Origin of the sequence: Humibacter albus DSM 18994 (assembly GCF_000421825.1) — a bacterium.
GTDB classification, from domain to species: domain Bacteria; phylum Actinomycetota; class Actinomycetes; order Actinomycetales; family Microbacteriaceae; genus Humibacter; species Humibacter albus.
Genome location: NZ_ATXT01000011.1, coordinates 279,954 through 298,240, shown reverse-complemented (window position 1 = coordinate 298,240; position 18,287 = coordinate 279,954). Strand labels below are relative to the sequence as shown.

The window sequence follows — 18,287 nt, the reverse complement described above, 5'->3', positions numbered from 1 at the left end:
ACGATGCCCGTAAATGCGGCGCGGTGGGACGCAAGAACGGGACCGGCCGCGCACCCAATCGCGTTCTGCGCCTGATGGCTCTCCACCGCGCAGGCGCGCCCGCGCCCCTGCTAGGGTAGGAAAGGTTCGACAACCTTTAACCACCGTCCAGTGAGGCGGAGAAGGGGGTCTGCATGACGGCACGCACTGTGCTTCACCAGGCTGACATCGCCCGGGCGTTGACTCGGATCTCACACGAGATCCTGGAGTCCAACCGGGGTTCAGGCGATCTCGTGGTTCTCGGGATCCCGACGCGCGGAGTCGCCCTCGCCGAGCGAATCGGTGCCACGATCGCGCGCATCGAGAACGGCACGGCTCCGGGGGCCGACGCGCCACCCGTCGGAGCGCTCGACGTGACGATGTACCGCGACGATCTTGCGAAGCATCCGACAAGAGCGCCATCACCGACGAGCATTCCGGTCTCGATCGACGGCAAGGTCGTCGTTCTCGTCGATGACGTGTTGTTCTCGGGCCGCACGATCCGAGCCGCGCTCGATGCGCTCAGCGACCTCGGCCGTCCTCGCGCCGTGCGCCTCGCCGTGCTCGTCGACCGTGGCCACCGCGAGTTCCCCATCCGGGCCGATTTCGTGGGCAAGAACCTTCCCAGCTCCAGTCGCGAACGCATCAACGTGCGCGTGACCGAGGTGGACGGCGACGACGCCGTCACGATCGACGACGGCGAGGCCGACGGGGTTGGCGGCGCAGGCAGGAGCGGCTCCGACACCGGCGCAGGCAGGAGCGGCTCCGACACCGACGCAGACAGAAGCGATGGAGCCGGCAGAGGGGAGGCCGACGCGTGAGGCACCTGCTCTCCACACGGGACCTGGATCGCGAAACGGCCATCGGCATCCTCGACGTTGCTGAGGACATGGCGGATGTCTCCAGTCGCGAGGTCAAGAAGCTCCCGACCCTGCGCGGCAAGACCGTCGTCAACCTCTTCTTCGAGGATTCGACGCGCACCCGCATCTCGTTCGAGGCCGCGGCCAAGCGGCTCTCGGCCGACGTGATCAACTTCAGCGCGAAAGGATCCAGCGTCTCCAAGGGAGAGAGCCTCAAAGACACCGCGCAGACACTCGCCGCGATCGGCGCGGACGCCGTGGTCGTGCGCCACTCCGCATCGGGCGCACCGCACACGCTGGCTTCCGCGGGCTGGATCGACGCGGGCATCCTGAACGCCGGCGACGGCACGCACGAGCATCCGACCCAGGCTCTGCTGGATGCCTTCACGATGCGCCGGCGCCTGCACGGGTCCGCCAGCCGCGGCAAGGGGCTCGACGGCGTGCACGTCGTGATCGTGGGCGACATCCTGCACTCGCGGGTCGCCCGCTCCGACGTGTGGCTCCTGAACACGCTCGGCGCGCACGTCACCCTGATCGCCCCACCGACGCTCCTTCCCGTCGACACCGGCCAGTGGCCGTGCGAGATCGGCTACGACCTGGACGCCGCGATCGATGCGGATCCGGACGTCGTGATGATGCTGCGCATCCAGGCCGAGCGCATGAACGCGGCGTTCTTCCCGAACACCCGCGAGTACTCGCGCCGCTGGGGGCTGGATGCCTCGCGCTTGGATCGTTTGCGCTCCGATACGATGGTCATGCATCCCGGCCCGATGGTCAGAGGCCTGGAAATCTCCGCCGCAGCCGCCGATTCGGCGCGCTCATTGGTGCGCGACCAGGTCGCGAGCGGCGTCTCTGTGCGCATGGCTGCGCTGTATCTGCTGCTGTCCGGCGATCGGGAGGTCGACTAAGTGTCACGCGAACGGTTCCTCATCGAGGGCGCGACGCTCGTCGACGGGCAAGCCACGGACATCCTGGTGGACGACGGGTTCCTGACAGTCGGCCCGGATGCCCGCGACGGCGCCGCAGACGCGACGCGTATCGACGCGGCCGGCTTGATCGCGCTGCCGGGTCTCGTCGATCTGCACACGCACCTGCGCGAACCCGGGTTCGAGCAGAGCGAGACCGTGCTCACCGGAACGCGCGCCGCGGCGGCCGGTGGCTACACCACCGTCTTCGCGATGGCGAACACATCACCCGTCGCCGACACCGCGGGCGTGGTCGAGCAGGAGCTCTCGCTCGGGCGCGCCGCCGGTTACGCGACGGTGCAGCCGATCGGCGCCGTCACCGTGGGTCTCGCCGGTGAGCGACTGGCGGAGCTGGGCGCGATGGCTGCATCCCGGGCGAAGGTGCGGGTGTTCTCCGACGACGGGGTCTGCGTCGCAGACCCGCTGCTCATGCGCCGCGCGCTGGAGTACGTCAAGGCGTTCGACGGTGTCATCGCGCAGCACGCGCAAGAGCCACGGCTCACCGCAGGCGCTCAGATGAACGAGGGCGCGCTCTCGGGCACGCTCGGCCTGCCCGGCTGGCCCGCCGTGGCGGAGGAGTCGATCATCGCTCGCGATGTGCTGCTGGCCGAGCACGTCGGCAGCCGGCTGCACGTCTGCCACGTGTCCACGGCAGGATCGGTGGACATCGTGCGCTGGGCGAAGGCCCGCGGCATCGACGTGACGGCGGAGGTGACGCCGCACCACCTGCTGCTCACCGAAGACCTCGTCGCGGGCTATGACGCGCGCTACAAGGTGAACCCGCCGCTACGCCGCGCGGACGACGTGCAGGCTCTTCGCGAGGGCCTCGCCGACGGCACCATCGACATCGTCGCCACTGACCACGCACCGCACCCGATCGAGGCGAAGGACTGCGAGTGGGACGCCGCTGCGAACGGCATGGTCGGTCTCGAGTCGGCACTGTCCGTGGTGCAGAAAGCAATGGTCGACACGGAGTTGCTCTCCTGGACGGATGTCGCCCGTGTGATGTCCGCCATTCCCGCGAGCATCGGGCGAGTGGATGCCGGAGCACCCGTCGCGTCCGGCTCCCGTGCCGATCTGACGCTCTACGACCCTGGCGTCTCCGAGGTGTTCGCCACCGATCGCCTTGCCGGCAAGGGCGTCAACTCGCCGTACCTCGGTATCGACCTGCCCGGCCGGGTGCGCTGGACGTTCCACGGCGGCACGGCGACGCTCCGTGACGGCGCCCTGATCGAGATCGATGATGCCGCGGCGCGGGCACGAGAGGAGCTCGCCCGTGGATAAGCTCTGGCCCACCCTGCTGATCGTCGTCATCCTGGCCCTGGTCTTCCTCGGAATGTGGCTCGGCTGGCGTCGGCGGGCACGCCGCGATGCCGCTCTTGTCATCCCGACGGTGTTGGATGCCCCGGGTACCGAACTCGCACACGTCACCGCCCTGCACGCGGCCACCACGCGCCACGACCGACCGCTCGACCGTGTCGTGGTCCCCGGGCTCGCGTTCCGCTCGAACGCAACGGTCACCGTGTACTCCGGCGGCCTGACGCTCGCCGCGGCGGGGGAGAGCGGCGTGGCGATCGAGGCCGCGGACATCCTCGGCGTCGGGGCAGCGACGTGGACCATCGATCGCACGGTCGAACCGGGCGGCCTCGTGCTGCTGGCATGGAACGCGGCAGGGCCCGCCGCCGACGGCGGCACCACGCTCGACACCTACCTGCGCGTCACCGACCCGGACGAGCGACGACGATTGGTGGACGCGGTGAGAGCCATCGTTCCCGCGTCCCCGACCCTCTCCACCACACCGAACACCACTCCCACGGGCGCCGACGATGTCGCCGAACCGTCGCCGAACGGCGACACGACCACCGGAAACGAGGCCTGACATGTCAGACGAAGAATCGGCCCCCGAAACAGAGAACGACCACGCGGGGCACGTGCCCGCGGCTCAGATCCCGCCGATCGTCGAGTTCACCGAGCCCACAGCCGAGGCGAGGCAGGCGAGACGCGAACCTGCGGTGCTGGTGCTCGAAGACGGTACACGCTATGAGGGCCACGGCTACGGCGCGCTCGGCCGCACGCTCGGCGAAGCGGTCTTCTCCACCGGTATGACGGGGTATCAGGAGACCCTGACAGATCCCTCGTACGCCGGCCAGATCGTGCTCATGACGGCCCCGCACATCGGCAACACCGGCACGAACGACATCGACATGGAGTCGCAGCGCATCTGGGTGGCCGGCTTCGCCGTGCGCGAGCCCTCGCGCGTGGTCTCCAACTTCCGGGCACAGCGCAGCCTCGACGACGACCTCCGCGAGGCCGGCATCGTGGGCATCCAAGGACTCGACACCCGCGCGGTCACCCGCCACCTGCGCTCGGCCGGCGCCATGCGGGCGGGCATCTTCTCGGGGCCGGATGCCGCGCTTAGCGCCCCGGAGCAGCTCGAGCAGGTGCGTGCAGGCGCCGACATGCGCGGGCTCAACCTGTCGTCGGTGGTCTCCACCTCCGAGCAGTACACGATTCCGGCGCGCGGCGAGCGGATCGGGTCGGTCGCCGTGCTGGATCTCGGCGTGAAGACGAGCACGCTGCACTACCTCGCCGATCGCGGGCTCGACGTGATCGTGCTCCCCGAGACGGCGACCGTCGACGACATACGGGCGCTGAACCCGAGCGCCCTGTTCTATTCGAACGGCCCCGGCGATCCGGCGGCATCCGATCAGCACGTCGAACTGCTGCGGGGGCTGCTGCGCGACGGCGTGCCCTACTTCGGCATCTGCTTCGGCAACCAGCTGCTCGGCCGCGCGCTCGGCTACGGAACGTACAAGCTGCCGTTCGGTCACCGCGGCATCAACCAGCCCGTGCTCGACCGTTCCACCGGACGCGTGGAGATCACGGCGCACAACCACGGCTTCGCGGTCGATGCGCCTCTCGACGGCCCGAGCGAGTCCGCGGCCGGCTTCGGCCGGGTCGAGGTGAGCCACTACGACCTCAACGACAACGTGGTCGAGGGTCTGAACTGCCTGGACATCCCGGCCTTCAGCGTGCAGTACCACCCCGAGTCGGCGGCGGGCCCGCACGACGCGAACTATCTCTTCGACCGGTTCCGCGATCTCGTTCTGGCCACGACCGCAGGCAAGGCCGACGACGCCGACGAGACCGACAGCACCGACCAGACCGACAGCACCGACCAGGAGGACGCCGAGTAATGCCCAAGAGAGAAGACATCTCCAGCGTCCTCGTGATCGGGTCCGGCCCGATCGTGATCGGACAGGCGTGCGAGTTCGACTACTCGGGAACGCAGGCGTGCCGCGTGCTCCGCGAGGAAGGCGTGCGCGTCATCCTCGTCAACTCGAATCCGGCCACGATCATGACGGATCCGGACTTCGCCGACGCCACTTACATCGAGCCCATCACCTGGCAGGTGATCGAGACGATCATCGCCAAGGAGAAGCCGGATGCCATCCTGCCGACCCTGGGCGGCCAGACCGCGCTGAACGCGGCGATGCAGCTGCATGAGCACGGCATCCTGGAGGAGTACGACGTCGAGCTCATCGGTGCCAAGTTCGAGGCGATCGAGAAGGGCGAGAACCGCCAGGTCTTCAAGGAGCTCGTGATCGACTGCGGCGCCGACGTCGCCGCCTCGCGCATCTGCCACACGATGGACGAGGTGCTCGCGGGCGCAGCCGAACTGGGGTATCCGCTCGTCGTCCGCCCCAGCTTCACGATGGGCGGACTCGGCTCCGGCTTCGCTTACGACGAGACGGACCTCCGACGCATCGCCGGAGCGGGCTTGCACGACTCTCCGACGCACGAGGTGCTTCTGGAGGAGTCGATTCTCGGCTGGAAGGAGTACGAGCTCGAGCTCATGCGCGACGCCGCCGACAACACGGTTGTCGTCTGCTCGATCGAGAACGTCGACCCAGTCGGCGTGCACACCGGCGACTCCATCACCGTCGCTCCGGCGCTGACGCTCACCGACCGCGAGTACCAGAAGATGCGCGACATCGGCATCGACATCATTCGTGCGGTGGGCGTGGACACCGGTGGGTGCAACATCCAGTTCGCGATCCACCCGGCCACCGGGCGGGTGATCGTGATCGAGATGAACCCGCGCGTGTCGCGCTCGAGCGCACTCGCCTCCAAGGCCACCGGCTTCCCGATCGCGAAGATCGCCGCGAAGCTCGCCATCGGGTACCACCTCGACGAGATCCCCAACGACATCACGCGCGTCACGCCGGCCAGCTTCGAGCCGACGCTCGACTACGTGGTCGTGAAGGTGCCGCGGTTCGCCTTCGAGAAGTTCCCGGCCGCCGATCCCACGCTGACCACGACCATGAAGTCGGTCGGGGAGGCCATGGCCATCGGCCGCAGCTTCACCAGCGCCCTGCAGAAGGCGCTGCGCTCCCTGGAGAAGAACGGGTCTTCGTTCCACTGGGGCGAGGAGGACCGCAGCGTTCAGGAGCTGCTGGAGAAGGCATCCACGCCCACCGACGGCCGGATCGTGACGGTGCAGCAGGCGCTGCGCAAGGGCGCCGGCATCGACGACGTGTACCGTGCCACGGGCATCGACCCCTGGTTCCTCGACCAGATCGTCCTCATCAACGAGGTGGCGCTGCAGATCGCCGACGCCGGCATGCTCGACACCGACACGATGCTGCTGGCCAAGGACCACGGGTTCTCGGATGCGCAGATCGGCCAGTTGCGCGGCTTCGGCGAGTCCGAGGTGCGCGAGGTGCGCCACATCCTGGGGGTGCGTCCCGTCTACAAAACGGTCGACACGTGCGCGGGCGAGTTCCCCGCGCTCACGCCGTACCACTACTCGAGTTACGACGCCGAGACCGAGGTGGAGCCGAGCGACAAGCGCAAGGTGGTCATCCTGGGTTCCGGCCCGAACCGCATCGGGCAGGGCGTGGAGTTCGACTACTCGTGCGTGCACGCATCGTTCGCCCTGCACGACGCCGGGTTCGAGACCATCATGATCAACTGCAACCCGGAGACCGTGTCCACCGACTACGACACCAGCGACCGGCTGTACTTCGAGCCGCTCACCCTGGAGGACGTGCTCGAGGTGATCCACGCCGAGTCGCAATCCGGCGAGCTCGTCGGCGTGGTCGTGCAGCTCGGCGGCCAGACCGCGCTCGGGCTCGCCAAGGGCCTCGAGGCGGCGGGAGTGCCGATCCTCGGCACGTCGCCGAGCGCCATCGACCTGGCGGAGGAGCGCGGGCTGTTCTCGGAGATCCTCGAGAACGCCGGCCTGCTCGCGCCGCGCAACGGCACCGCGTACGACGTGGCCGGCGCGCAGACCGTCGCCGCGGAGATCGGCTTCCCGGTGCTGGTACGACCGAGCTATGTGCTCGGCGGCCGCGGCATGGAGATCGTCTACGACGCGCCGTCGCTCGACGACTACTTCGAGCGGGTCGCGGACCAGGCGATCATCGGGCCGGGACATCCGCTGCTCGTCGACCGTTTTCTCGACGACGCGACCGAGATCGACGTCGATGCACTGTTCGACGGAGACCAGCTCTACATCGGCGGCGTCATGGAGCACATCGAGGAGGCGGGCATCCACTCCGGCGACTCGAGCTGCACACTTCCGCCCGTCACGCTCGGGCGTGCCGAGATCGACCGCGTGCGCGAAGCGACGCTGAAGGTCGCGCAGGGCATCGGCGTGCAGGGTCTGCTCAACGTGCAGTTCGCCATCGCCGCCGGCGTGCTCTACGTGCTGGAGGCCAACCCGCGTGCCAGCCGCACGGTTCCGTTCGTCTCGAAAGCGCTCGGCATCCCGCTGGCGAAAGCGGCGAGCCGCATCATGGTCGGCGAGACGATCGATGGCCTGAAGGATGCCGGCCTGCTGCCCGTGCAGGACGGCTCGCGCGTGCCGCTCGACGCTCCGATCTCGGTCAAGGAAGCCGTGCTGCCGTTCAAACGGTTCCGTACCCGTGAGGGCCAGATGGTCGACTCGGTCCTCGGACCCGAGATGCGTTCCACCGGCGAGGTCATGGGCATCGACCTCGACTTTCCGCGCGCCTTCGCGAAGAGCCAGACCGCGGCGTACGGCGGCATGCCGCTGCAGGGCACGGTGTTCGTCTCGGTCAGCGACCGGGACAAGCGATCGATCGTGCTCCCGGCGCTGCGACTGAAGCAACAGGGCTATCGTCTGGTGGCGACAGAGGGCACCGCCGAGGTGCTCGCACGCAACGGCATCGAGGCGGACACGGTGCGCAAATTCAGCGACGAGCCGGCCGGCGACGAGCCGAGCATCGTCGACCTGATCAACAGGGGCGAGATCGACATCGTCGTGAACACCCCGAGCGGGCGCTCCGCGCGCGCCGACGGTTACGAGATCCGCGCGGCGGCGGTCGCCGCCGACATCGCGCTCTTCACCACCATCGCGGAGCTCAGCGCCGCCGTGGCATCGATCGACGCGATACGCGACGGCTTCGACGTGCGTTCGCTCCAGCAGTACGCGCTCGACCGGGCGGAGCAGGCGTGACCGCTCCCGCGTCCGGCGCCGAGGAACGGGTGCGTGGCTTCGGCAGCCGGCTGGCCCAGGTCATCGACGAGCGTGGGTCGCTCTGCGTCGGCATCGACCCGCACTCGTACCTGCTCGCCGACTGGGGGCTGCACGATGACGCCTCCGGTGTGCGTGAGTTCGGTCTTCGCGTCGTGGAGGCGGCGACAGGGCGCGCCGGCATCGTCAAGCCCCAGGTGGCGTTCTTCGAACGATTCGGCGCCGCCGGTTACGCCGCACTCGAGGAGGTGCTCGCCGCCGCCCGGTCGGCCGGTCTGCTCGTGATCGCCGACGTCAAGCGCGGCGATCTCGGCTCGAGCGTGGCCGCCTACGGTCAGGCGTGGCTGACGCCCGGTGCACCGTTGGAGGCGGATGCCATGACGGTCTCGGCGTTCCAAGGCGTCGGCTCGCTGCGCGATCCGATCTCCCTCGCCGCGGCATCCGGAAAGGGGCTCTTCGTGCTCGCCGCGACCAGCAATCCGGAGGCGGCGGATATTCAGACGTCGAGACATCCCGTTTCTGGCCGGTCGGTGGCACGTGCCATCATCGATGGTGTGATGGAGACGAACGCGGCGATCGGACACGAAGCGGGTCCGATCGGCGTCGTGCTCGGAGCCACACTCGATCTTCCTGCGTTCGGCATCGACACCACGAAGCCGAACGAACCCGCACTCCCGGTGCTGGCGCCGGGGTTCGGACATCAGGGTGCGCGCCTCGACGACGCTCGCGACATCTACGGCGAATTGGCCGGGATGCTCGTGATCAGCGAGTCGCGCAGCATCCTGTCGGCCGGACCCGACGCCCTCGCCGCCACCATCGACGCCCGCGCTACCGAGGTGCGCTCCGCCCTTGTCTGACCATCGATCGCCGGTCGAGCGCGCCGGTGATCCTCTTTCATTCACGATGCCCGATATCGCCCCCAGCACCGCCCGTACCCGTCCTCCAGAGGTCGACCGGGTCGCTGCGTCCCGAGCGGCCGTAGCCGCACGCCGCGCCCGCGCCGTCGTCAAGGCCGCCATCGCCTCAGGGGAGCGTTCCCCGGTCGAAGTACTCGACGCGGCGTCCGCCGAGCCCGGCGGAGCCGAAGGCACGTTGCGGATCACCGACTTCCTGATGAGCCTCAAAGCCATCGGCGCGACGAAGACCGCCGACATCCTCCACCGGTTGGAGATCGCACCCGTGAAACGGCTCGGTGGGCTCGGACGTCACCAGCGCGCCCGTTTGCGCGAATTCTTGATCGAACGGTTCGAACTGCCCGCGACGCAGCACCGCACCCGCCTCACCGTGCTCGCCGGCCCGACCGCGGTCGGAAAGGGAACCGTCGCCCGGTTCATCCGCGAGCACCATCCCGAGGTCATGCTCTCGGTGTCGGCGACGACCAGGCGGCCTCGGCCTGGGGAGGTCGACGGCGTCGACTACTACTTCGTCAGCGACGCCGAATTCGACAGGCTCGTCGCCGACCACGAGCTCCTGGAATGGGCGAGGGTGCACAACAGCCACCGGTACGGCACACCGCGGGCGCCGATCGAGCGCGCGTTGGCCGCAGGCAAGAGCGTGCTGCTGGAGATCGACCTGCAGGGCGCGCGCCAGGTGCGGGCCGCGATGCCGGATGCCGTGCTCGTTTTCCTCGCCCCGCCCAGCTGGGAGGAGCTCGTGCGCCGTCTCCTCGGCCGCGGCACCGAATCGCAAGAGGAGCAACGCCGTAGGCTCGCCACGGCGAAGGTGGAACTCGCCTCGCAGGAGGAGTTCGACGCCCGCGTGGTGAACAGCACCGTGGCCGACGCCGCGCGCGAGGTCGTAGAATTGATGAATGCGCGCGCGCGGCGACCGCGCCGCGCCGTCACGTCGTCGGGTCGCTGAACGTCGAGCTCGTCGTTCGCCGGCCTCGCGGATCGCGGCTGGGGCATCCCACAGCCGCGTTCACGCGCACTACACCCAAGGAGCACTCATGGCCATCGCCGCACAGGGCATCATCGACCCGCCGATCGACGAGCTGCTGTCTCGTGTCGAGTCCAAGTATCAGCTCGTGATCTTCGCGTCGAAGCGCGCGCGTCAGATCAACGACTACTACGCCGACCTGCACGAAGGCAGCCTGTTCGACAATGTGGGGCCGCTGGTCGACTCCACGATCGACGACAAGCCGCTGTCGGTCGCCCTGCACGAGATCAACGAAGACAAGCTCGTTCTGCGTCCCCTCGACGAGTGACCCCGAACCAGAGCGCTGCCGCCGTGCGCACGCCGTTGACGATCGTCGTCGGCGTGACCGGCGGCATCGCTGCATACAAGGCGGTCTCCGTGATCAGGTCGTTCGTGCTGGCAGGGCACGACGTGCACGTCATCGCCACGGATGCCGCGCTCCGCTTCGTCGGTGCCCCGACGTTCGAAGCCATCAGTCGCAACCCGCTGAACACCGACCTCTACGAGGGCGTCTCCGAGGTGCGCCACGTGGGCATCGGCAAGCGGGCCGATCTCGTCGTCATCGCACCGGCGACGGCGAACACCATCGCGAAGATCGCGAACGGCATCGCTGACGATCTGCTGACCAACACCGTGCTCGCGACGGCCGCGCCCGTGCTGATCGCGCCGGCGATGCACACCGAGATGTGGCAGAACGCGGCCACCCAGGCCAACGTGCGCACCTTGCGCGAACGCGGGATCACCATCGTCGGCCCCGGCACGGGACAGCTGACCGGGGCCGACTCCGGTCCCGGACGAATGGAAGAGCCGGATGCCATCGTGCACGCGGCGACCACGCTCGCGACGCGACGAACCGTCAGGCGCGAACGGGAGGCATCCGGAACCGCCTCGGCCCGTACACCGCGCCACGACCTCTCCGGCCACCGCATCGTGATCTCTGCGGGCGGAACACGCGAGCCGCTCGACCCGGTGCGCTTTCTCGGCAACCGCTCCAGCGGCAAGCAGGGTGTCGCACTGGCCGTGGCCGCGCGTGACAGAGGGGCGGATGTGGTGCTCGTGGCGGCGCACCTCGACGTTCCCGCGCCCGACGGCGTGGAGATCCGGTCCGTCTCGACGGCGCTCGAACTGCAGCGCGCCGTGACCGCTGCCGCCACCGATGCGGACATCGTGGTCATGGCCGCCGCGGTCGCCGACTTCCGGCCTGCGACGACAAACGATTCCAAGATCAAGAAGGAGAAAGTCGGCGACTCGCTCCGGCTCGAGTTGGTGGCCAATCCCGACATCCTCGCCGAGCTCGCCTCAGGCAAGCAGAGCGACCAGATCGTGGTCGGCTTCGCCGCCGAGACCGAGCGCGACCCGCACGAACTGATCGAGCTCGGCCGGCGCAAGCTGAAGCGCAAGGGCTGCGACTTCCTCGTCATCAACAACGTCGGCTGGCGAACCGGGTTCTCCACCGATGACAACGAGGTCGTCGTGCTCGACGGGCACGGCGATATAGTGATGGAGGCCGCGGGCGCTAAAGCGTCGGTGGCCGATCGTATTCTCGACGTCATCACCTCCGCCTGAGCCGCGACCAGAACGTGGATGGGGCGAGGGGCGCCACGCACTCCGCGACGGGCGGATGAGTTCGGTGCCCTGAGGATCAGCTGGAGCACCCATGACTTCTTTGCGCCTTTTCACGTCCGAGTCCGTGACCGAGGGACATCCGGACAAGATCTGCGACCAGGTCTCGGACAGCATCCTCGACGCGCTGCTGCGCGTCGATCCGAACAGCCGCGTTGCGGTGGAGACGCTCGTCACCACCGGTCTCGTGCACGTCGCCGGTGAGGTGACGACCCGCGGTTACGTCGAGATCCCGGCGATCGTGCGCGAGACGATCACCTCCATCGGGTACACCTCCTCCGACGTGTGGTTCGATGGTCGTTCCTGCGGCGTCTCGGTGTCGATCGGGGGCCAGTCGCCCGACATCGCGCAGGGCGTGGACGACGCCTACGAGACGCGCGAGGGCTCATCCGTCGACGCGCTCGACAAACAGGGCGCCGGCGACCAGGGCATCATGTTCGGCTACGCGACGACCGAGACGCCCGAGCTGATGCCGGTGCCGGTCTGGATAGCCCACCGCATGGCGGAGCGCCTCGCCCAGGTGCGCAAGGACGGCGAGCTCGATTACCTTCGCCCCGACGGCAAGACGCAGGTCACCATCGGTTACGACGGCGTGACCCCGCGCACCGTCGACACCGTCGTGCTCTCCACGCAGCATTCCCCGCGGGTGAGCACCGAGCAGCTGAGGGCCGAAGTGGCCGAGCATGTCATCGCTCCGGTGCTGGAGCGGGTCGAACTCGACACTCACGACGTCAAGCTGCTCATCAACCCGACCGGCCGCTTCGAGATCGGCGGCCCTCAGGGCGACGCAGGACTCACGGGTCGCAAGATCATCATCGACACGTACGGCGGCGCGGCCAGGCACGGTGGCGGGGCCTTCAGCGGCAAGGATCCGTCGAAGGTGGATCGCTCGGCGGCGTACGCGCTGCGCTGGGTGGCCAAGAATGCGGTGGCGGCCGGGCTCGCGGACCGGCTCGAGGTGCAGGTCGCGTACGCGATCGGCACCGCCTCGCCGGTCGGACTCTACGTCGAGACGTTCGGCACCGGGCACCTGCCGGACGAGCGCATCACGGCGGCGATCCGGGAAGTCTTCGATCTGCGGCCCGCGGCGATCATCCGCGATCTTGATCTGCTGCGGCCGATCTATGCGAAGACCGCCACCTACGGCCACTTCGGCCGTGAACTGCCGGAGTTCACCTGGGAGCGACTGGACCGCGTCGACGACCTGCGGTCTGCCGCCGGCATCTGATGCCCGCCGCGCGGGTCGCGCGGGTGATCGTCGACACACCGCTGCCCCAGCTGGATCGCCTGTTCGACTACGCGATCCCGGATCGGCTGCGCGAGGAGGCCGTCGCCGGTGTGCGGGTGACGGTGCCGCTGCGCACCGCGGGCAGGCTGGCGGCCGGCTACATCGTGGAGGTGGCCGACCACGCGGAGTTCGCAGGCGAGCTCAGCGAGCTCGAGGCGGTGGTCTCCACCGCTCGCGTCCTCACGCCGCAGGTCGCGCGCCTCGCCCGGCTCGTGGCCGACCGTTCGGCGGGCAGCGCGAGCGACGTGCTGCGGCTCGCCATCCCGCCCCGTATGGTGCGGGTCGAGAAGGCGTGGCTCGCGTCCGACGCCGAGGCGCCGGACGAGCAGCAGGGGGAGAGTGCCGTCGACCCGCACGAAGTGAGGATCCGCGGCTACGACCCCGGATTGGCGCGGGCGATCGACGAGGGGCGTCGCGTCGCCGTGGATGCCGTACCGCGGCTTGCGCGCACGGCCGACGGGACGTGGGTAGGGGCGTGGGCGATCACGCTGGCGCAGGCTGCCGCGCGCTGCGTGGCATCCGGTCGCAGCGCGATCATCACCGTTCCGGACTACCGCGATCTCGATCAGCTTCAGGCTGCGCTGTCGGCACTCGTTCCCGCGCAGGACGTCGCGAGGCTCGACGCCGGCCAGTCCAACCCGGACCGCTACCGCGCGTTCCTGCGGTGCCTGAAGAGGCGGCCGGTCGTCGCGATCGGCAACCGCTCCGCGGTGTATGCGCCCGCATTCCGACTCGGCCTCATCGCGCTGTGGGACGACGGCGACCCGCTGCACACGGAGCCGCTGGCGCCGTACGCGCACTCGCGCGACGTCGCCCTCGTGCGTGCCGGCGCCGAGGAATGCGGCCTGCTCTTCGCCGCGAACACGCGCAGCCTCGAGGTGCAACGTCTTGTCGAGCTGCGTTGGCTCGAGGCCCACTCGCCGTCACCCGCCGTCACACCTCGTGTTGTGGTGACCTCGGCGCAGGCCGGAGACGGCGGCCCGTCACGCATCCCGCCCGGCGCGTGGCGCGCGGCGCGCGAGGGTCTGGAACAGGGGCCGGTGCTCGTACAGGTCGCCCGCCCCGGGTACGCGCCCGTCGTCGCCTGCGCGCAGTGCCGCGAAGCGGCCCGCTGCCGCCGATGCGGTGGCCCGCTCGGCCTCGACCGCGCAGGGGCCGCCCCCTCGTGCCGTTGGTGCGGTGCGATCGCCACCGGGTGGTCGTGCGAGAACTGCGGCGGCACCCGGGTTCGGCTGACCTCCCGCGGCAGCGCACGAACGGCGGAAGAGCTCGGCCGTGCGTTCCCCGGCACGCGGGTCGTCGTCTCCGACGGCGAACGGCGTGTGACCGAGGTCGACGAGCGACCCGCGCTCGTCGTGGCGACCCGGGGCGCGGAACCGCTCGTGCCCGGCGGGTACCGCGCGGTGCTGCTCCTCGACGGAGACCGCATGCTCGCGCGTGAGTCGCTGAACGTGGCGGAAGACTGCCTGCGCTGGTGGTCGAACGCGGCGTCGCTGGCCGCCGGCGGCGCCCCCGTGGTGCTCGTCGGCGTGGCCGGCCCGCTCGCCCAGGCCCTGGCCACCTGGCGGCAGAGCTCGTACGCGAGCGTTCAGCTCGCCGATCGACGGGCCCTGAAGTTTCCGCCCACCGTTCGGGTGGCGACGATCAGCGGCACACCGACCGCGGTGCCGCAGGCGCTGGAGGCGCTCGAACCCGGCACATTCCTCGACGTGCTCGGACCGACACCGGTCGAGGCGGAGGGAAGACACGGGAGCGGCCATCCGGAGTCGGTACGGGCCATCGTGCGCTTCGACTATGCGCAGGGCACGGCAGTGGCCTCCGCGCTGCGGTCGGCGGTCATCCGGGCGGCGTCCCAAGGCCGTAGGCCGCGGCCCGGTCGCGGTTACCGCCCGCCGCCTACACTCAGAGTCAGACTCGACGACCCCGAGATCTCGTGACGGGTCGAACCTCGAGGGCGTTCGATCGTCCGCATTCCCGAAGGAGACCCACCCGATGAGGATCGCCCGATGAGGATCGTGTTCGCCGGAACACCGGATGCCGCCGTGCCCACGCTTCGCGCGCTGGCCGGCGGCTCGCATGAGGTGACCCTCGTCGTCACCCGACCGGATGCCCCGCTCGGTCGCAAGCGCGTGCTGACCCCGTCGCCCGTGGCGACCGCCGCCGTCGAGCTCGGGCTGCCGGTGCTGAAGACCGGGCGGCTGGACGACGACGCGACCCGGCGCATCCTCTCGGCCGAGCCGGACCTCGGCGTCGTGGTCGCGTACGGGGGACTGGTACGCGAACCGCTGCTCTCCGCGCCCGCGCACGGCTGGGTCAACCTGCACTTCTCGCTGCTGCCGCGCTGGCGGGGCGCCGCCCCGGTACAGCGTGCGCTGATCGCCGGCGACGAGCGCACCGGCGCCGCCGTCTTCTCCCTCGTTCCGCAGCTCGACGCCGGTGACGTGTACGCGACGATCGAGCGTGCGATCGGCACGGATGAGACGGCAGGCGACCTGCTCGCATCCCTCGCCCTCGAAGGGGCCCGGCTCGTCGAGCAGGTGATCGACGGGATCGCCGACGGCAGCGCTCGCACCGAGCCACAGCACGGCGAACCGACACTCGCCGCGAAGCTCGGCATCGAGGATGCCCGGCTCGACCCGTCCCGCGACGCCGAGTCGGTCTATGCGCGCCTGCGAGGCGTGACGCCCGAGCCGGGCGCGTTCTTCACGATCGACGGTTCACGCGTGAAGGTTCTCGTGGCACGGCGGGCGGAGGCAGACCCGCTGCGCTGCGGCGAGCATCCTCTGCGTCCCGGCGAGCTCCTGCTGCAGGGTGCGCGCGCGTTTCTGGGAACCGCCACCGCACCGCTCGAGCTCGTCACCGTGCAACCGGCCGGCAAGCGCGCCATGCCGGGAGCCGACTGGCTGCGCGGCGTTCCCGCCGGCACCGCCGCCGATCTCGGCGAGGCCTCATCCCGTAGCAACACGCCCACCCGCACGGAGGTCTCCTCGTGAACGACCGGCAGTCCCGCCCCGCGACCGCGCGATCGGTCGCTTTCGACGTGCTGTGCGCAGTGACGGAGTCGGATGCCTACGCGAACCTGCTCCTGCCGACCCGTCTCGAGCGTGCCCGACTGACTCCGGCCGACGCCGCGCTGGCGACCGAGCTCACCTACGGCACGCTGCGCATGCGCGGCTACTACGACCGGATCATCGAGGCCGCCGCGCACCGCAGCGTCGACCGGATCGACGGTCCCGTGCTCGAGGCACTGCGCCTCGGCTGCCACCAACTGCTCGCGCTGCGCACGCCCAGCCACGCCGCCGTCAACGAGACCGTCGAGCTCGTGCGAGGCGCGGCATCCCGCTCCGCCGTCGGATTCGCCAACGGCGTGCTGCGCACGGTCGCCCGCACCCGACCGGAAGTGTGGCGGCAGCGCATCGCCGATGGCGCGAAGAACGACGACGACAGGCTCTCCGCGCTCTACTCGCACCCCACCTGGATCGTCCGCGCACTGCGCCGCTCGCTCGCGGCCGAGCACCGGGAGGACGAGCTGGAGGCGCTGCTGCGCGCCGACGACGAGGCGCCGCGCGTGAACCTCGCCGCGCTGCCCGGGCTGGCGCAGCGCCCAGAAGACTCCGACCTCGACAGGTATTCGCCGATCGGGTTCGTCTGGCGCGGCGGCGATCCGACGGCCATCGTGGCCGGCACCGATGGTGCGATCCGCGTACAGGACGAGGGCTCGCAACTCGCCGCTCAGGCGTTCCTCGCCGCGCGGCCGGTCGAGCGCGGCGAACGCTGGCTCGACCTGTGTTCGGGACCCGGCGGGAAGGCGGCGATCCTCGCGGCGGCAGCACAGGCATCCGGCGCCCGTCTGGTCGCCAACGAGCTCGTGCCGGCCAGGCTCGATCTCGTACGCCGCGCCGTCGCCCCGGTCGCCGCCGCCGCAGCGCAGGGAGCACCCGCCGCGATCGAGTTCACGCAGCGCGACGGCACCCTCGTCGGCGACATCGAGCCGAGCACCTACGACCGCGTGCTCCTCGACGCGCCGTGCACAGGGCTGGGCGCTCTGCGCCGCCGGCCGGAGGCGCGCTGGCGCAAGACGCCGGGCGATGTCCCCGAGCTCACGAGGCTGCAGACGGCGTTGATCGACTCCGCGGTGAAGGCGCTGCGGCCCGGCGGCGTGCTCTGTTACGTCACGTGCTCACCGCACCTCGCCGAGACGCGGGTTGCCGTCAGCGACGCGCTGAAGCGACATCCCGAGCTCGCCGAGCTCCCCACGCAGGAGGTTCTGCAGGCCTTGGCGGTGAGCGAGCTCGACCTCGCCGGCGACCGGGCCCAGGTGCAGCTCTGGCCGCACCGGCACGGCACCGACGCCATGTTCATCGCGCTGCTGCGCAGACGGCCGAGCGGAGACCAATAACGTGGATGCCATGGTCCGCATCAATCCGAGCATCCTCGCCGCCGATTTCGTGAACATGGAGCACGAGCTCGGTCGCATCGCCACCGCCGACCTCGTGCACGTCGACGTCATGGACAACCACTTCGTGCCCAACCTCACGTTCGGGCCGCAGATGGTCGGCCGCATCCAGGAAGTCTCGGCCATCCCACTCGACGTGCACCTCATGATCGACGACCCGGACCGCTGGGCTCCCGGCTACGCCGAGCTCGGCGCGCACTCCGTGACGTTCCACGCCGAGGCCGCGGCAGATCCGGTCGCGCTCGCGCGTCGGCTGCGCGAGATCGGCGCTCGTGCGGGAATCGCGCTGAAACCGGCGACGGATCCGGATGCCTACCTCGGTCTTCTCGAAGAGTTCGATCAGGTTCTCGTCATGACCGTCGAGCCGGGATTCGGCGGGCAGAGCTTTCAGCCCCAGACCATGCCCAAGCTGCGCCGACTGCGGCAGGCGGTGAACGCCCGCGGGCTGGACGTCTGGCTGCAGGTGGACGGCGGCATCACCGAGGAGACCATCGTCACCGCGGCCGAGGCGGGAGCCGACACGTTCGTGGCGGGCTCGAGTGTGTTCCGCGCGCAGAACCCGGCGGCGCAGATCTCACTGTTGCGCGACAGAGCCGCCGAGCACGAGCATCCGAGCCGGGTGTGAGCGGGTGACCGGCGGCGCCACGCTAACCTAGGG

Annotated in this window: 14 protein-coding genes and 1 pseudogene; all 15 read left to right on the top strand. The window is 69.8% G+C overall.

Annotation, left to right across the window (positions count from 1 at the left end; translation table 11 throughout):
- Positions 1–173: 173 nt before the first annotated feature.
- A pseudogene (gene pyrR, locus H623_RS17410) lies at positions 174–716 on the top strand (bifunctional pyr operon transcriptional regulator/uracil phosphoribosyltransferase PyrR); the annotation flags it as partial.
- Between the two features lie 119 nt (positions 717–835).
- Positions 836–1,786, top strand: a complete 951-nt coding sequence (locus H623_RS0102750) for an aspartate carbamoyltransferase catalytic subunit (RefSeq protein WP_022899418.1) — start codon at positions 836–838, stop codon at positions 1,784–1,786.
- Complete coding sequence (locus tag H623_RS17405; RefSeq protein WP_022899417.1) at positions 1,787–3,127, top strand: dihydroorotase; 1,341 nt, start codon at positions 1,787–1,789, stop codon at positions 3,125–3,127.
- On the top strand, positions 3,120–3,722 hold the full coding sequence (locus tag H623_RS17400; protein ID WP_051143044.1) for a PH-like domain-containing protein: 603 nt from the start codon (positions 3,120–3,122) through the stop codon (positions 3,720–3,722). The genes H623_RS17405 and H623_RS17400 overlap by 8 nt, the downstream gene beginning before the upstream one ends.
- A 133-nt stretch (positions 3,723–3,855) precedes the next feature.
- On the top strand, positions 3,856–5,040 hold the full coding sequence (gene carA, locus H623_RS0102735) for a glutamine-hydrolyzing carbamoyl-phosphate synthase small subunit (protein ID WP_026939836.1): 1,185 nt from the start codon (positions 3,856–3,858) through the stop codon (positions 5,038–5,040).
- Positions 5,040–8,327 (top strand): carbamoyl-phosphate synthase large subunit, encoded by a 3,288-nt coding sequence (gene carB / locus H623_RS0102730; RefSeq protein WP_022899414.1) that lies wholly within the window; start codon positions 5,040–5,042, stop codon positions 8,325–8,327. Before carA ends, carB begins: the two co-directional genes overlap by 1 nt.
- Complete coding sequence (pyrF, locus tag H623_RS0102725) at positions 8,324–9,202, top strand: orotidine-5'-phosphate decarboxylase (RefSeq protein WP_022899413.1); 879 nt, start codon at positions 8,324–8,326, stop codon at positions 9,200–9,202. The genes carB and pyrF overlap by 4 nt, the downstream gene beginning before the upstream one ends.
- A gap of 46 nt (positions 9,203–9,248) precedes the next feature.
- The gene (gmk, locus tag H623_RS0102720; protein WP_022899412.1) at positions 9,249–10,205 is read left to right on the top strand and encodes a guanylate kinase; all 957 of its coding nucleotides are present in this window, start codon (positions 9,249–9,251) and stop codon (positions 10,203–10,205) included.
- Between the two features lie 88 nt (positions 10,206–10,293).
- Positions 10,294–10,551: a DNA-directed RNA polymerase subunit omega gene (rpoZ, locus tag H623_RS0102715; RefSeq protein WP_022899411.1), complete on the top strand. Its 258-nt coding sequence runs from the start codon at positions 10,294–10,296 to the stop codon at positions 10,549–10,551.
- A gap of 35 nt (positions 10,552–10,586) precedes the next feature.
- Entirely contained in the window at positions 10,587–11,828 is a 1,242-nt protein-coding gene (gene coaBC / locus H623_RS0102710; protein WP_026939833.1) for a bifunctional phosphopantothenoylcysteine decarboxylase/phosphopantothenate--cysteine ligase CoaBC, read from the top strand.
- Between the two features lie 91 nt (positions 11,829–11,919).
- Complete coding sequence (gene metK / locus H623_RS0102705; RefSeq protein ID WP_022899409.1) at positions 11,920–13,113, top strand: methionine adenosyltransferase; 1,194 nt, start codon at positions 11,920–11,922, stop codon at positions 13,111–13,113.
- Entirely contained in the window at positions 13,113–15,110 is a 1,998-nt protein-coding gene (locus H623_RS0102700; protein ID WP_022899408.1) for a primosomal protein N' family DNA-binding protein, read from the top strand. Before metK ends, H623_RS0102700 begins: the two co-directional genes overlap by 1 nt.
- Before the next feature lie 69 nt (positions 15,111–15,179).
- A complete protein-coding gene (gene fmt / locus H623_RS17395; protein ID WP_022899407.1) occupies positions 15,180–16,166 on the top strand; it encodes a methionyl-tRNA formyltransferase in 987 nt (328 codons plus the stop codon).
- Entirely contained in the window at positions 16,163–17,572 is a 1,410-nt protein-coding gene (locus tag H623_RS0102690) for an RsmB/NOP family class I SAM-dependent RNA methyltransferase (protein WP_022899406.1), read from the top strand. The genes fmt and H623_RS0102690 overlap by 4 nt, the downstream gene beginning before the upstream one ends.
- A 10-nt stretch (positions 17,573–17,582) precedes the next feature.
- Positions 17,583–18,254 carry a ribulose-phosphate 3-epimerase gene (gene rpe, locus H623_RS0102685; RefSeq protein ID WP_022899405.1) on the top strand — a complete coding sequence of 224 codons (672 nt, stop codon included), beginning with the start codon at positions 17,583–17,585 and terminating at the stop codon, positions 18,252–18,254.
- The last annotated feature ends 33 nt before the right edge of the window (positions 18,255–18,287 follow it).

Coding starts and splice junctions, on each gene's coding strand:
- carB (WP_022899414.1), top strand. CDS start 5,040: ATGCCCAAGAGAGAAGACATCTCCAGCGTCCTCGTGATCGGGTCCGGC.
- gmk (WP_022899412.1), top strand. CDS start 9,249: ATGCCCGATATCGCCCCCAGCACCGCCCGTACCCGTCCTCCAGAGGTC.
- rpoZ (WP_022899411.1), top strand. CDS start 10,294: ATGGCCATCGCCGCACAGGGCATCATCGACCCGCCGATCGACGAGCTG.
- metK (WP_022899409.1), top strand. CDS start 11,920: ATGACTTCTTTGCGCCTTTTCACGTCCGAGTCCGTGACCGAGGGACAT.
- H623_RS0102700 (WP_022899408.1), top strand. CDS start 13,113: ATGCCCGCCGCGCGGGTCGCGCGGGTGATCGTCGACACACCGCTGCCC.
- fmt (WP_022899407.1), top strand. CDS start 15,180: ATGAGGATCGTGTTCGCCGGAACACCGGATGCCGCCGTGCCCACGCTT.
- rpe (WP_022899405.1), top strand. CDS start 17,583: ATGGTCCGCATCAATCCGAGCATCCTCGCCGCCGATTTCGTGAACATG.